Here is a 12,364-nt window from a genome sequence, read left to right as displayed (position 1 = left end):
CGTCAGTGACGTCCCCGCTGCCCGCGCAGATGCTCCGCGATGGGCTTGAGGGCCTTGTCGAGCTCGGTGAGCGCCTCGGGGGAGAGCAGGTCGATGAAGTGCCGGCGCACGGACGCCACGTGATGGGGCGCGACCTTCTGCATGGTCTCCATCCCGTGGTCGGTGAGGACCGCGTAGAGCCCGCGGCGGTCGGACTCGCAGTTCTCCCGCCGGACCAGGTCCGCGTTCTCCATGCGGGTGATCTGGTGCGAGAGGCGGCTCTTCGACTGCATGGTCGCGGAGGCGAGGTCGCTCATCCGCATCCGCCGGTCCTCCGACTCGGACAGGTTCACCAGGATCTCGTAGTCGTTCATCGTCAGGCCGAACGGCTGCAGATCCTTCTCGAGCTGGTACGTCAACAGCCTGTTGACCTCCAGGTGGGTGCGCCAGGCGCACTGCTCCGCATTGGTCAGCCAGCGGGTGGCCGTCTCGGTCTCCATGAATGAAGTCTACCTAAGGAAGTTGAATGGCGAACTAATAAGGCTTCCGTGTGACATCGCGTTCAGGCGTTCGATGTCACACCCCGCACACTACCGCTCACAGCCCGAAGCGACGCTGGAGGTCTCCCAGCTGTCCGGGAAGGCGCGGTGTGCCCGACCCCTGTCCGTGGCCTCCCGGAACCCCACCACCGGGCACCCCCGGCTCATGCGGAGTCACCCCCGTGGCCTGCTCCGCCATCAGCGTCTCGGACGACTGGAGCAGCACCGTGCCCGCCCCCACGAACTCGAACTGGTGCTCCTCGCCGGAGGCCCCGCCGAGGCCCGTCAGCGCACGTAGACCGCCCATCAGGCCGGTCATGTAGCCGTGGTCGTAGTGGTGGCACGGGGAGGGGCAGTCCGCCCATCCGACCAGCGCCTGCGGGTCCACCCGGATGGGGGGTTCCATGAACACCACCGGACCGTTCGACGCGGCCACGAACTTTCCGGTTCCGATCAGCGTCAGGAAACCCGGCACGATCGACTGCTTCAGCGACAGACTTGGCTGAAAAGCTAGGAGGTTGCCCGAGCGAATGGTCAGATTGCCGTCCTCGAGGTCGTACGAATTCACGTCGAAGGCCCGGTCGGCGAGGAGCATCTTGCCCGAGCCCTCCGCCACGACCCAGTCGCTCGCGTGCAGAGGCGAATGGAACGACGTACGGACGAGTCGGTCGAGTCGCCCGTGCCCGATCCCGTTGAACTCGATCGAACCGTAGTAGGCGATCATCTTCCCCTTCTGCATGAACCACTGGGTGCCCTTGAGCTCCACGCAGAAGGTGTAGTGATCGACGTTGTCGTCGGCCGGCAGCGTCGTCGGGTCGAAGACCGTGGGACCGGCGCCGCCCGGGGTTCCGTAGGTGCTCACAGCTTCTCCTCCGACGCCTGCACGTACACGGCACCGCTGCCGCTCAGCTCCAGCTGGAAGGCCTCGCCGGAGCCGCGGCCCACCATGTCCCGCCAGCCGAGGGCCGTGGACAGCTTGTTGCGGACGTCGCCGTGGTGGGCGACGTACGCCTGCGGGTCGACGTGCACCGGCCGCTGCGGGGTGATCGGGACCTCGATCACCCCTCCGTGCGCCATCACGGCGACGGAGCCGTGCCCCTTGAGCGAGGTCGTGAACAGGCCCTGCCCGGAGACCTGCCCCCGGACCATGCCCATCACCCCGCCCTGCGAGCCGAGGAACACCGTGCCCTGCTCCAGCGTGCCCTCGAAGGCCAGCAGCCGGTCGGCCTCGACGTACAGCGTGTCCCCGGCGAGGTCGATCACCTGCACGTGGTGGCCGCCGTGCCCGAACAGCACGGTGCCGCTGCCCTCCACGGTCATCAGGGGCGTGTCCTCGTCGGCCACCCGCCGGCCGATCATCGACATCAGCCCGCCCTGGCCACCGGCCCTGTTCGGGGTGAAGCTCACGTCCCCCTTGTACGCGAGCATCGCGCCGCGCTGACTGAACAGCCGCTGACCCGGCGACACCGTCGCCTCGATCATCTTCGCGTTGATCTCCCGGAAGCCCATGTCAGACGTCACCCGCGATCGTGTTCCGCTCGCTGGGCTGCACGTAGACCAGCCCGTCGCCCTCGAACCGGATCTGGAAGGCCTCGCCGCCGCCCTCGCCCAGCAGCGTGCGGAAGGTCACACCCGACTGGAAGGACTGCCGCAGGTTCCCCTGGTGGGCCACATAGGCGCCCGGGTCGACCGTCAGCGGGTACTGCGGGCTGACCCGGAGCAGCACGGCCGGCCCGTCCGACAGGAGCGCCGCCTGGCCGTGGCCCTCGATCGTGGTCGTGAACAGCCCGTTGCCCTGCGAGGCCCCGCGCATCCCCGTGAACGTGGTCCCGGTGCGCAGACCACCATCCGTCGCCAGCAGGTTGCTGGACTCCACGTACAGCTTGTCGCCCTGCAGACCCACCAGATTGATCTCGGAGGCCCGGTCCGCGAAGAAGCAGGTCCCGTGCCCTTTCACCTCCATCAACGTCATCTGCTCACCCGTGAGCCGCCGGGTCACCATCCCCCTCAGGCCCTCACCGCCGCCGCTGAGCTTCTTGAAGGCCATGTCACCGTCGTACGCGACCATGGAGCCGTTCTTCGCCTTCACGGCATCCCCGGTCATGTCGACGGCGAGCACCTTGCTGCTCTGAAGTCGGAACATCGCCACGCTTGCGACGGTAGCCGCACCTTCGCCCCCGCCGACAGATCCCGAAGGTGGAGTCGCGCCCTGATCGAACCCTCATGGCCCCCCTCCCGCGGTCGCGGACGGGGTTTGCCACAATGGACGCGCGCTTGTGCGTGCGTTCACAAGCCGTCCGACCCGTAGACGCCGACGTCTCTCCCACCGAAGGTGACCCGTGGACATCAAGACCGCCTCCGCCCTCCGCCGCCTCCGCCTGGTCTCGGGCCCCGAAGCGATCTCGTTCCTGCTGCTGCTCGTCTGCTCGGTCCTGAAGCGGACCACGGACTTCAACGCCGTCCCGGTGATGGGGGCGATCCACGGCTTCCTCTTCGTCGTGTACGTGCTCTTCTGGGCCGACGCCTGGAACCGCGCCAAGTGGTCGCTGGGGACCGCCGCCTTCTACTTCCTGATGTCGGTCCTGCCGACCGGTGGCTTCTTCGCCGACCGCCGCCTCAAGCGCGAGGCCGAGGACGCGGTGATCGCCTCCCGTGCCCGCGCCGAAGGGGCCGTGAAGGCATGATCGTCGCCTTCTCCGTGACGCCGCTCGGCGTCGGCGAGGACGTGGGGGAGTACGTCGCCGACGCCGTGCGGGTGGTCCGTGAATCCGGCCTGCCGAACCGCACCGACGCCATGTTCACCTCGATCGAAGGCGACTGGGACGAGGTCATGGACGTGGTCAAGCGAGCCGTGGCCGCCGTGGAGGCACGCGCGCCGCGCGTCTCCCTGGTCCTCAAGGCGGACATCCGCCCGGGTGTGGCGGACGGCCTCACCTCCAAGGTGGAGACCGTCGAACGTCACCTGGCGCGGGGCGACGGACGACCGGGGACCGATGAGTGAGACGGGGCTGACCGACATATGACCGGCGGGTAGGGTCTGGTCCGTGCCGAAGCCGCTCAGTCTCTCGTTCGATCCCATCGCCCGCGCCGACGAGCTCTGGAAGCAGCGCTGGGGAAACGTGCCGTCGATGGCCGCGATCACCTCGATCATGCGGGCGCAGCAGATCCTGCTGGCCGAGGTGGACGCGGTGGTCAAGCCGTACGGGCTCACGTTCGCGCGGTACGAGGCGCTGGTGCTGCTGACCTTCTCCAAGTCCGGTGAGCTGCCGATGTCCAAGATCGGCGAGCGGCTCATGGTGCACCCCACGTCGGTGACGAACACCGTGGACCGCCTGGTGCGCTCGGGCCTGGTCGCCAAGCGCCCCAACCCCAACGACGGCCGCGGCACCCTCGCGACCATCACCGACAAGGGCCGCGAGGTGGTCGAGGCCGCCACCCGCGACCTGATGGCCATGGACTTCGGTCTGGGCGCGTACGACGCCGAGGAGTGCGGCGAGATCTTCGCGATGCTCCGCCCGCTGCGGCTCGCGGCGGGGGACTTCGAGGAGGACTGAGAACCGCCGCGGCGTCCGGGCGATCCGGACTCCGGACGGCGCGCCTAGTGGGGCGGGGTCGGTGTGTCGTGGGTCCGGTACATGGCCTGTACGTCGAGCGCCAGCTGGACCGTCGGCCCGACGACGGCGATGCCGCGGGCGAGCATCGAACGCCAGTTGAGGGTGAAGTCCTCGCGGTGCAGCTCCGCCTTCGCGAGGGCGGCGCAGCGCAGCTCCTGCTCGTAGCCGCCGTTCACGGTGCCGAGGTACTCGGTGTCGAGGCCCACCGAGCGACTGGTGCCGTGCATCGTGAGGGTGCCGTGCACGGTCCACTTGGAGCCGCCGTGGTAGGCGAACCGCGTGCTGGTGAAGTCGATGTACGGATAGTTCTCGACGTCGAGGAAGTCGGCCGACCGCAGGTGGTTGTCGCGGGTCTGGTTGCCCGTCGAGATGCTGGAGGCGTCGATGCGTACCGAGACCCGGGAGTCGCTCATGTCCTCCGCGATCCGGATGCCGCCCTCGAACCGGGTGAAGCGGCCGTGGACGTGAGCCATGCCCACGTGCTTGGCGATGAACCGGATCGCGGTGTGCGGAGGGTCGAACATCCAGGCGCCGGCGGGCGGCAGCTCCAGCCGGCGCCCGGGCGCCAGCGTGACGCGTGCGGGGGCGAGAGCCACCCCTGCGGCTATGTCGACGGTCTCGCGGACGGGTGACAGGCCCTCCGCCGACAGCATCACGCTGTACCTGCCCGGCGGCAGGGCCGCCATGTAGTAGCCGTACGGGTCGGTGGTGCCGCGGGCCGCGACGCGGTGGCTGTCCAGCGCGGTCACCGTGACCTCGACCGCGCCCAGCGGCTGCCCCATGACGTCGACGGCCTCGCAGCCGAACGCCCCCGCGCCGGCCGGCAGGGGGACCGAGAGGCCCGGCGCGGCGTCGGAGGCGCCGTGCGGACGCAGGCGTCGCAGCAGTCCGAGGACCATGGTGTTCACCTTTCTTCACGCGTGCTTCCGCCCGGCCCGTACGGCAGACGACGTTCGCGGCTGCCAAGAGAACGGGGAACAGGCCACCGGTACGAAGGGGCGGCCTGTTGTTGATCTTAAAACCATCGGAAGGGGGGAGTGGCAGCTCCGGGCGTAGGTGCGGGCGCCCGGCGGCGTCGGGTGGGACATCGGGGAGGAGGTTTTATGCAGGGCGATGTCCTGATTTGTAGTGCCATTGCTTTGCGATGACGCTCCGGCAAACGGCGGAGAACGTCTCGCGGTGTTCATGCGGCACTCGCGGTTTCGGTGCACATTGCACACGTTCCTCGCACACATCGCCGGAGGCGCCCCGGGTGATGGGGCTCCGCAGGGGGGCGACCCCTGACAAGATCTCCCGGAACGGCCCGTTACGCTCGACTCCATGAAGAAGAGCGTGCTGACCCGCTACCGGATCATGGCCTACGTCACCGGTGTTCTCCTCGTCGCGCTGACTTTCGGCATGATCGGCAAGTACGTGCTCGACATGGGTGGCGCTGCCGACTTCACGCAGGTGGTCAGCATCGCCCACGGATGGCTGTACGTCGTCTACCTGATCTTCGCCTTCGACCTCGGCTCCAAGGCGAAGTGGCCGGTCAAGAAGCAGCTCTGGGTGCTGCTCGCCGGGACCGTCCCCACCGCCGCGTTCTTCGTGGAGCGCAGGATCAGCCGTGAGCTGGAGGGCAAGGTCGCGGACGAGGCCCCCGCCGTCGCATAACGCGTCCCACCGCCGTACGGAGCAGCGTGCGGCGGTCCGCCATCGACATTTACTTGGACGTCCTAGTAAATTTGAAGGCATGGACGCTGACGCCATCGAGGAGGGCCGCCGACGCTGGCAGGCCCGGTACGACGCCGCGCGCAAGCGCGACGCGGATTTCACCACGCTCTCCGGCGATCCCGTGGAGCCGGTGTACGGGCCCCGGGCCGGGGACACCTATGAGGGTTTCGAACGGATCGGCTGGCCGGGGGAGTACCCCTTCACCCGCGGGCTGTATCCGACCGGCTACCGGGGGCGGACGTGGACCATCCGGCAGTTCGCCGGGTTCGGCAACGCGGAGCAGACCAACGAGCGGTACAAGATGATCCTCGGCAACGGCGGGGGCGGCCTCTCCGTCGCCTTCGACATGCCGACGCTCATGGGCCGCGACTCCGACGACCCGCGCTCCCTGGGCGAGGTCGGGCACTGCGGGGTGGCGATCGACTCGGCGGCCGACATGGAGGTCCTGTTCCGGGACATCCCGCTCGGCGACGTCACCACGTCGATGACCATCAGCGGGCCCGCCGTGCCCGTGTTCTGCATGTACCTCGTCGCCGCCGAGCGCCAGGGCGTCGACCCGGCCGTGCTCAACGGCACGCTGCAGACGGACATCTTCAAGGAGTACATCGCGCAGAAGGAGTGGCTCTTCCAGCCCGAGCCCCATCTGCGCCTGATCGGCGACCTGATGGAGCACTGCGCGGCCGGCATCCCCGCCTACAAGCCGCTGTCGGTCTCCGGCTACCACATCCGCGAGGCCGGGGCGACGGCCGCGCAGGAGCTGGCGTACACGCTCGCGGACGGCTTCGGGTACGTGGAACTGGGCCTCAGCCGCGGCCTGGACGTCGACGTCTTCGCGCCCGGCCTCTCCTTCTTCTTCGACGCGCACGTCGACTTCTTCGAGGAGATCGCCAAGTTCCGTGCGGCCAGGCGGATCTGGGCGCGCTGGATGCGGGACGTGTACGGCGCCAGGAGCGACAAGGCGCAGTGGCTGCGGTTCCACACCCAGACCGCCGGTGTCTCGCTGACCGCGCAGCAGCCGTACAACAACGTCGTACGGACGGCCGTGGAGGCGCTGGCGGCGGTGCTCGGCGGGACGAACTCCCTCCACACCAACGCCCTCGACGAGACCCTCGCGCTGCCCAGCGAGCAGGCCGCCGAGATCGCCCTGCGCACCCAGCAGGTGCTGATGGAGGAGACCGGCGTCGGCAACGTCGCGGACCCGCTGGGCGGTTCCTGGTACGTCGAGCAGCTCACCGACCGCATCGAGGCCGACGCGGAGAAGATCTTCGAGCAGATCAAGGAGCGCGGGCTGCGCGCCCACCCGGACGGGAAGCACCCGATCGGGCCGATCACCTCCGGCATCCTGCGCGGCATCGAGGACGGCTGGTTCACCGGCGAGATCGCCGAGTCGGCGTTCCGCTACCAGCAGACGCTGGAGAAGGGCGACAAGCGGGTCGTGGGCGTCAACGTCCACACCGGGTCCGTCACCGGCGACCTGGAGATCCTGCGGGTCAGCCACGAGGTGGAGCGCGAGCAGGTGCGACTGCTCGGCGAGCGCAAGGCCGCCCGGGACGACGCGAAGGTGCGCGGCGCGCTCGACGCCATGGTCGCGGCCGCCCGCTCCGGCGCCAACATGATCGAGCCGATGCTGGACGCCGTACGCGCGGAGGCGACGCTGGGCGAGATCTGCGGCGTCCTGCGCGACGAGTGGGGCGTCTACACGGAGCCCGCCGGGTTCTAGACCCGACGCCGCCCGGTCAGGGCGGCGGGGGCGGCCGCCGACGCGGCCGCCCCCGCCGTCGTGCCACTGGTCAGAGGTGTTCCGGGCGGGGAGCCGGTGTCCCGCTCCGAGAACGAGCGGAGGGGAGATCGCCGTGGTCCGCGGTCCTGATCCGGGCCACGGCGACGTCCGTGCCGGAGGCCGTGTCAGCGGCGGGTGATCTCCACGGTCACCTCGGCGGAGGCCGCGGTGTGCCAGGGGTCACCGGCGTACGCCACGCCGTACCTCACCGGACCGAGACTGCTCGGCGTGTCGGTCACGGCGAAGGTGCCGTCGGCCGCCACGGTGACGGTGCCCAGCGAGATACCTTCCGGAGCGGCGGCGTCGTAGCGCTTCACCGCGACGGTGGCGCCGGGAGCGAAGCCGGCCGCCGGAGCCAGGGTGCCGGTGACGGTCAGTTCCCGGTACCTCCTGCTGGTCGGGGGCGCCTCGAGGACAAGGGTGGTCTGCACGGTGGTGGCGACCTGCCGCGCATGGAACCGGAGTCCCATGACGCCGGTCTGCTGTGTCACGGCGAAGACCCGGCTCCCGTCCGGCGCCCAGGCAAGCCCCTCGTCCACCAGCCTCTCGGTGTCACCGCCCAGCTCGACCGTGGTCAGCGGAGCGGGAGCGCCCGGCGCGTAGAAGGACAGGTCCGGCACGCCGACGCTGTTGTTGGAGGTTCCTCCGGCCACCGTGCCGTCGGGTGCGACGGCGACGGCCAGGGGAGAGGGCGAAGCCGCGGGGGTTCCCTGGTTCGAGAGGTCGTCGAGGCGGAAGGCCTGGTAGCCGGGCGATACGAGGGCGGCCACGACGACGCTCCGGCCGTCGGGTGTCACGTCCAGGTCCCGCAGACCGTTCATCTCGGTCCCGGAGAAGACCCGTCGGGCGGTCACCTCGGGCGACCCGCTGCTCACGTCGTACACCGTGAGGGTGTTGACGTTGGGGTTGCCCGTGCCGGCCACCAGCACATCGGGGTCGGCGGGGGAGGCGACGAGCTCCGCCCCCCAGTCCAGTGAAGCGTCCAGACCGAGTTCGATCACCGGCTCGGCACCGGACACGTCGACCGACCCGAGGTCCCCGGTGTTGCCGTACCCGAACCACAGCTTCCCACCCGCGAAAGCCAGGCTCCACGGGGCGGTGTCCTCGCCCACGAAGTACCGTGCGGTCTCCGTCAGTGTCGCGGTGTCGTACGCGACGATGGTGTCGATGTCCCGCGCGGCCACGTAAAGGGTCCGGGAGTCGGGCGAGAGGGCCAGCCCGCCGGCGCCCGGCAGGCCGCCCAGCCAGGTGCTGTTCCCGCCGGCGTAGTCCGTCACCACGACCCGGCCGTCCGCCCCCGCGGGCATGCTGAGGAAGACCCGCTGGTTGCTCCCGTCGACCTCCATGTCGGCGAGGGAGTACAACGGCAGCGGCACGCCGCCCGCCGCGAACGCCGGGGCGGCTCCCGGAACGGTCAGCAGCAGCGAACCGAGGGCCGCGGCGAGTGTGGTGCCCAGCGCCCGTCTGAGTATGAGCAAGGTAGTGCCCTTCTGTGTCCCATGAATCACGGCGGCACACCGGTTGGACGACCGGAGGGGACGGCGTAGGGCGCCGCCCGCCAGGATTCTGCGGCGCGGAGCCCCTTGAATCACGGCGGCACACCGGTTGAACGACCGGAGAGGAAGGCGCGCGGCGCCGTCCGTCGGGATGCTGCGGCGCGGAGCCAGGAGTTCGGAACTCCGTATCTGCGGCTCGACGCGCGTCCCCGACCGGTTCCGCGCGTGCCGCGGTGATCCGGCCCGTATGGCGGGGACCGCTCGACATGAGCGGTCCCCTCCACACAGCCGTGTCACGGCTTGCGGGCCACCGCGCCGTACAGGGAGATCACGGCGTGCTCGTCGACCGTCTCCCCGTCCGCGAGTTCGGGATGCCAGTCGGTCAGCTGGACCAGACCCGGATCGACCGGCTCCAGCCCTTCGAAGAAGCGGGCGATCTCCGCGCGGCTGCGCGGGGCGAGGGTGACGCCGCCCGCCTTGTACATCTCGACCCCGCGGCCGACCGCCTCGGGGTCGAAGTCGGCGGTGAGCTGCGACAGGACGAGGTGACTGCCGGACGGGAGCGCCTCGACGAGCCGCGCCACCAGCCCGTACGGGTCGTCCTCGTCGCCGAGGAAGTGCGTCAGCGCCACCAGGGACAGCGCCACCGGCCGCTCGAAGTCCAGGCTCTCGCGGGCCTCTTCCAGGATGCGGCCGGGCTCGCGCACATCGGCCTGGACGTAGTCGGTGACGCCCTCGGGGCTGCTGTGCAGGAGCGCCTCGGCGTGCTTCAGCACGATCGGGTCGTTGTCCGTGTAGACGACGCGGCACTCCGGCGCGATGCCCTGCGCTATCTGGTGCAGATTGGGCTCGGTGGGGATGCCGGTGCCGATGTCCAGGTACTGGCGGACGCCCGCCTCACCGGCCAGCCACCGGGTGACCCGCTGCATGAACCAGCGGTTGGTGCGGGCGACGTGCCGGGCCGTGCCGTCGACGCCCATGATCCGCCGGCCCAGTTCCTCGTCGACCGGGTAGTTGTCCTTGCCGCCGAGGAACCAGTCGTAGACCCGGGCCGGGTGCGGCCTGGAGGTGTCGATCCGTGCGGTGACGGGTTCGGTTCCGGTCCCGGTCATGCGCGCCTCCCCGGCTGCTCGGTGTCCCGTACGTCCCCGGTGGGGATGATCGTGATCCTCGCAGCGCGCCGGAGGCGGCGACAGGCGACTACCGGCCGACCGTGGCCGGTTCAGGGCCGGTCAGCCGGTGCCGGGGGCGGCGGTGAGGCCCGACAGCAGGACCCGGGTGAAGCCGTGCACCCACTCCTCGTCGGCCGGTTCCGCGCTCACCAGGGTGCGGTGCACCACCGCGCCGGCCACCATGTCGAAGATCAGGTCGACGGTGCGGGCCGCCGTGGCGGCGTCGGACTCCGGCGGCAGTTCGCCCCGCGCCTGCGCCCGTGCCCGGCCGGCGAGAACGAGACGCTTCTGCCGTGCGACGATCGAGGCGCGGATGCGTTCCCGCAGGGCCTCGTCCCTCGTCGACTCCGCGACCACCGCCATCAGCCCGCTCCTGGCCTCCGGGCGGGCCAGGATCGCCGCGAACTGGAGCACCACGCCCTCGATGTCGGCGGCCAGCGAGCCGCGGTCGGGCAGGGTCAGCTCGTCGAAAAGTTCCGCGACGGCGTCCACGACCAGCTCGTTCTTGCCCGCCCAGCGCCGATAGAGGGTGGTCTTCGCGACCCCGGCGCGGAGCGCCACGTCTCCCAGGGTGAGCTTGGACCAGCCCAGTTCGACCAGGGCCGCACGGGTCGCGGCCAGGATCGCGGCATCCGCGGCGGCGCTGCGCGGGCGCCCGGTGCGACTGGCTGGGGTGCGGCTCTGCATGGTCCGACGATAACCGGCCGGTTCCGTGCGGTCGTGAGGGAGATCACCGGAACATGCTGTTCAGCGAGCCCCGGCCGGTATTACGCTACGACCCGTAGCGAAAGCGCGCATGACCGGCGCGCCGAGCGACGACCACCGGCGTGGGGTGGGGACCCGGCGCCAACAGCACACGTACGCCTGGCTTTCCCGGGCGTTTTCACGCACACGCGGTGTACGGGGGAGGATAGACGCATGCAGCCACGGAACATGTCCATGAGCGGAGTCGTCGACCTCGCCGCGGTGAAGGCGGCCCAGGAGGCCAAGGCGAAGGCGGAGCAGGCGCGCGCGGAAGCGGCCCGGCAGGGCGGCGGGGGCGCGATCTCCCCGGCCGATCTCGTCATCGACGTCGACGAGGCCGGCTTCGAGCGCGACGTTCTGCAGCGGTCCACCGAGGTCCCGGTCGTCATCGACTTCTGGGCCGAGTGGTGCGAGCCCTGCAAGCAGCTGAGCCCGCTCCTCGAGCGGCTCACCGTCGAGTACAACGGACGCATCCTCCTCGCCAAGATCGACGTCGACGCCAATCAGATGCTGATGCAGCAGTTCGGGATCCAGGGGATCCCGGCGGTCTTCGCGGTGGTGGCCGGACAGGCGCTGCCGCTCTTCCAGGGGGCCGCGGGCGAGGCGCAGATCCGCCAGACCCTGGACCAGCTGGTGCAGGTCGGCGAGCAGCGCTTCGGTCTGACCGGCCTCGCCGTCGACCCCGACGCCGAGCCCGGCGGCGTCCAGGCCGCCCCGGCCGAGGCCGCCGGTCCGTACGACGCCCTGCTGGAGGCCGCCGTACGGGCGCTGGACAGCGGTGACTTCGCCGGTGCCGTCCAGGCGTACCGGAACGTCCTCGCCGACGACCCGGGCAACCCCGAGGCCACGCTGGGCCTCGCCCAGGCCGAACTGCTCGGGCGGGTGCAGGAGATGGACCCCCAGCAGGTGCGCAAGGAGGCCGCCGAGAAGCCGGGGGACGCCGAGGCGCAGATCGCCGCCGCCGACCTGGACCTGGCGGGCGGCCATGTCGAGGACGCCTTCGGCCGGCTCATCGAGACGGTGGGGCGCACGGCGGGCGACGACCGCGAGACCGTACGGGTGCGGCTGCTGAAGCTGTTCGAGGTGGTCGGCGCCGACGACCCGCGGGTGATCGCCGCACGCCGGGCGCTGGCGCGGGCCCTGTTCTGAGCAACCGGGCACCGTTGCCCGATTCCGGTTGATTTGCCGGGGGTTCGGGTGCGTGGGGTTCGAGTTGTCGAACGGATCACGGATGCCGATGCGGCCGCGCTTTGCCAAATCTTGGTAATCGCGGCCGCTGTTACTGCGAGTAAGTCACGGCCGGTGATCTGTCGGATTATGTCCAGCG

General features: G+C 70.2%; 14 protein-coding genes. 6 read left to right on the top strand and 8 right to left on the bottom strand.

The annotated features are described in order from the left end of the window. Window positions 1–2 precede the first annotated feature (2 nt). The 4 genes from KUM38_RS21540 to KUM38_RS21525 all read right to left on the bottom strand — a co-directional run bounded on the left by KUM38_RS21540 (window position 3) and on the right by KUM38_RS21525 (window position 2,661). Window positions 3–479 carry a MarR family winged helix-turn-helix transcriptional regulator gene (locus KUM38_RS21540; protein WP_085571453.1) on the bottom strand — a complete coding sequence of 159 codons (477 nt, stop codon included), beginning with the start codon at window positions 477–479 and terminating at the stop codon, window positions 3–5. Between the two features lie 97 nt (window positions 480–576). Then, a complete protein-coding gene (locus tag KUM38_RS21535) occupies window positions 577–1,380 on the bottom strand; it encodes an AIM24 family protein (protein ID WP_217131053.1) in 804 nt (267 codons plus the stop codon). Beyond that, entirely contained in the window at window positions 1,377–2,027 is a 651-nt protein-coding gene (locus tag KUM38_RS21530; RefSeq protein ID WP_217131111.1) for an AIM24 family protein, read from the bottom strand. The genes KUM38_RS21535 and KUM38_RS21530 overlap by 4 nt, the downstream gene beginning before the upstream one ends. 1 nt (window position 2,028) lies before the next feature. After that, window positions 2,029–2,661, bottom strand: a complete 633-nt coding sequence (locus tag KUM38_RS21525) for an AIM24 family protein (RefSeq protein WP_217131110.1) — start codon at window positions 2,659–2,661, stop codon at window positions 2,029–2,031. Between the two features lie 196 nt (window positions 2,662–2,857). Here KUM38_RS21525 and KUM38_RS21520 point away from each other — a divergent pair, with 196 nt between their 5' ends. The 3 genes from KUM38_RS21520 to KUM38_RS21510 are packed head-to-tail and all read left to right on the top strand — an operon-like array spanning window position 2,858 to window position 4,072. Continuing rightward, window positions 2,858–3,202, top strand: coding sequence for a DUF3817 domain-containing protein (locus KUM38_RS21520; protein WP_217131052.1), 345 nt, complete (start codon window positions 2,858–2,860; stop codon window positions 3,200–3,202). Then, window positions 3,199–3,519: an MTH1187 family thiamine-binding protein gene (locus tag KUM38_RS21515; protein WP_217131051.1), complete on the top strand. Its 321-nt coding sequence runs from the start codon at window positions 3,199–3,201 to the stop codon at window positions 3,517–3,519. Before KUM38_RS21520 ends, KUM38_RS21515 begins: the two co-directional genes overlap by 4 nt. Before the next feature lie 43 nt (window positions 3,520–3,562). Beyond that, window positions 3,563–4,072, top strand: coding sequence for a MarR family winged helix-turn-helix transcriptional regulator (locus tag KUM38_RS21510; RefSeq protein WP_217131050.1), 510 nt, complete (start codon window positions 3,563–3,565; stop codon window positions 4,070–4,072). Window positions 4,073–4,116: 44 nt separating this feature from the next. Here the strand turns inward: KUM38_RS21510 and KUM38_RS21505 are convergent, their stop codons facing one another. Further along, window positions 4,117–5,031, bottom strand: a complete 915-nt coding sequence (locus KUM38_RS21505; protein WP_217131049.1) for a YceI family protein — start codon at window positions 5,029–5,031, stop codon at window positions 4,117–4,119. 421 nt (window positions 5,032–5,452) lie between these two features. Between KUM38_RS21505 and KUM38_RS21500 the strand changes: the two genes are divergently transcribed. After that, the gene (locus KUM38_RS21500; protein WP_217131048.1) at window positions 5,453–5,785 is read left to right on the top strand and encodes a DUF3817 domain-containing protein; all 333 of its coding nucleotides are present in this window, start codon (window positions 5,453–5,455) and stop codon (window positions 5,783–5,785) included. A gap of 79 nt (window positions 5,786–5,864) precedes the next feature. Beyond that, a complete protein-coding gene (locus KUM38_RS21495; RefSeq protein WP_217131047.1) occupies window positions 5,865–7,565 on the top strand; it encodes a methylmalonyl-CoA mutase in 1,701 nt (566 codons plus the stop codon). Between the two features lie 185 nt (window positions 7,566–7,750). Here the strand turns inward: KUM38_RS21495 and KUM38_RS21490 are convergent, their stop codons facing one another. The 3 genes from KUM38_RS21490 to KUM38_RS21480 form a co-directional block, all read right to left on the bottom strand. Continuing rightward, complete coding sequence (locus tag KUM38_RS21490; protein WP_217131046.1) at window positions 7,751–9,103, bottom strand: hypothetical protein; 1,353 nt, start codon at window positions 9,101–9,103, stop codon at window positions 7,751–7,753. A 311-nt stretch (window positions 9,104–9,414) separates the two neighbouring features. Further along, complete coding sequence (locus KUM38_RS21485) at window positions 9,415–10,233, bottom strand: SAM-dependent methyltransferase (RefSeq protein ID WP_217131045.1); 819 nt, start codon at window positions 10,231–10,233, stop codon at window positions 9,415–9,417. A 120-nt stretch (window positions 10,234–10,353) separates the two neighbouring features. Then, window positions 10,354–10,980: a TetR/AcrR family transcriptional regulator gene (locus KUM38_RS21480; RefSeq protein ID WP_217131044.1), complete on the bottom strand. Its 627-nt coding sequence runs from the start codon at window positions 10,978–10,980 to the stop codon at window positions 10,354–10,356. 231 nt (window positions 10,981–11,211) lie between these two features. On the opposite strand from KUM38_RS21480, the gene KUM38_RS21475 reads away from it, so the two are divergent. After that, complete coding sequence (locus KUM38_RS21475) at window positions 11,212–12,186, top strand: tetratricopeptide repeat protein (protein WP_217131043.1); 975 nt, start codon at window positions 11,212–11,214, stop codon at window positions 12,184–12,186. Window positions 12,187–12,364: the final 178 nt, after the last annotated feature.

Origin of the sequence: Streptomyces sp. AC558_RSS880 (assembly GCF_019049255.1) — a bacterium.
Classification (GTDB): domain Bacteria; phylum Actinomycetota; class Actinomycetes; order Streptomycetales; family Streptomycetaceae; genus Streptomyces.
This window is presented reverse-complemented; position numbering and strand designations above follow the sequence as displayed.